The sequence below is a fragment of the Ewingella sp. AOP8-B2-18 genome, from assembly GCF_052376015.1.
GTDB lineage: Bacteria > Pseudomonadota > Gammaproteobacteria > Enterobacterales > Enterobacteriaceae > Ewingella > Ewingella allii.
The window spans coordinates 1-1,839 of record NZ_JBQSVB010000046.1; the positions used below are offsets into that span (position 1 = coordinate 1).

The 1,839-nt window shown below is 52.2% G+C and carries 1 protein-coding gene and 1 pseudogene; one reads left to right on the forward strand and one right to left on the reverse strand.

Features of this window, described 5'->3' with window-relative positions:
- Positions 1-298 precede the first annotated feature (298 nt).
- Complete coding sequence (gene lldD, locus ACT3RR_RS23025) at positions 299-1,477, forward strand: FMN-dependent L-lactate dehydrogenase LldD (protein ID WP_001572339.1); 1,179 nt, start codon at positions 299-301, stop codon at positions 1,475-1,477.
- A 163-nt stretch (positions 1,478-1,640) separates the two neighbouring features.
- On the opposite strand, the pseudogene ACT3RR_RS23030 reads toward lldD, so the two are convergent.
- Positions 1,641-1,839, reverse strand: a pseudogene (locus ACT3RR_RS23030) (thioredoxin fold domain-containing protein); the annotation flags it as partial.

The following is a 1,839-nucleotide window of genomic DNA, read 5'->3' on the forward strand; positions in this document are numbered from 1 at the left end:
CTTGGGGGGCTGGTTTGTTTGTTCCTTTTTGGCGATTGACCACATCGCACAATCCGGGCTGAGTACCTTCAAAGTTATCTACTTTCCGCGCAGTTATTTATCAAATATTGCTGTCAGAGAATGAACACATTTTCAGCAGAAATACTTCATCAGAAAAATCACCAGCGTTTAAAAAACAGGTTATTCCCTTTCTGCATGACCGGGATTCTAAAATTTCATTTCCCCCCTCATTTCATTGGACCTATAGTCTATCTACCTACAGAACATAAATTTAGTTAAGATCTATAAGGAAAGAAAAATGATCGTTTCAGCTCCCGCCGATTATCGTGAGGCCGCCCGTCATCGCCTTCCTCGATTTCTGTTTGATTATATTGATGGCGGCGCAGTAGCAGAAAATACCATGCACGCGAACTCAACTGAACTCGCCTCAATTGCGCTGCGTCAGCGGGTGCTTTGTGGTGTTGGCGACCCGACGCTGACGACTAATATCCTTGGAACGTCATGGGCAATGCCGGTCGCGCTGGGTCCTGTAGGAGCCACTGGCATGTACGCACGGCGCGGCGAAGTCAAAGCGGCGCGAGCCGCAACCGACGCCGGCATCCCTTATACCCTTTCCACGGTATCGGTATGCCCGATAGAAGAAGTTGCGCAGCATGCCTCCGGAGAGCTCTGGTCACAGCTGTACGTGCTTAAAGATCGCGGTTACATGCGCAATGCTCTCGAACGCTCGTGGGCCGCAGGGATGAAAACGCTGGTTTTCACCGTCGATATGCCCATCCCCGGCTCGCGCTATCGCGATAATCGCTCGGGTATGTCCGGACCGTGCGCCACTCTGAGACAATATCTGCAGGCCTGTACCCACCCCCGTTGGGCCATAGACGTTGGGCTGGCTGGCAGACCCCTGTCGTTTGGCAACATTGAAACCTACACCGGACACAAGATGACGATGGACGACTATATGGGGTTTATAAGCAATAACTTCGACCCCTCCATTGCATGGCACGATTTGGAGTGGATACGCGACAGCTGGAAAGGGAAGCTGATTATCAAGGGTATCCTTGACCCTGAAGATGCAAAGAATGCCGTCCGTCTGGGCGCTGATGGCATTGTGGTTTCTAATCACGGGGGCAGGCAGCTTGATGGCGCAATTCCAACGGCCAGGGCGCTACCTCGGGTGGTAGATGCCATCGGCGATGATCTCACGGTTCTGGTCGATTCAGGAGTGCGTTCCGGGGTGGACGTTATCCGGATGCTTGCCCTTGGCGCAAAAGGGGTACTGCTGGGACGTTCATATATTTATGCGCTGGCGACGGCAGGAGAAGCTGGTGTCGCACACCTGCTGCGCCTGTATGCTGAAGATATGAAGGTAACGATGACTCTGACGGGCGCAGCATCACCGGCGGATATTCACGCTGACTGCCTCGACCGTTTAGAGAAAGATATGGCGCAGCTAGCCAGGACGCATTCTGGACAATAGAACCATGAGACCAGACCCACGCTATGCTTACACGGGTCTGGTCGCCCACTAAAAAGTTTACTGGAGTTCAGCGAGAATTTTTATCGGGAAAAACGCAGCCGATGAAAGAGTGCACTGAGCTATCCAATACCACCATGACAGGCGTCACCGTCACTCCCAGTCGCTAGTGTAGAGCGGATTTTTTAATCACCAGATTTTTACATTTTTCTGAGCTATCTTTGCCTGCCAAAAAACCAGCCATTGCGTTCTGCAGGCTTTTCTGACGATCGTTGGCGCACCACACCCGCTCCGAATCCTTGATGGATGGCGGCCCCACCGTCAGAAATGACATTGTCAGGCCGGCACCAGTATATGTTTGACGT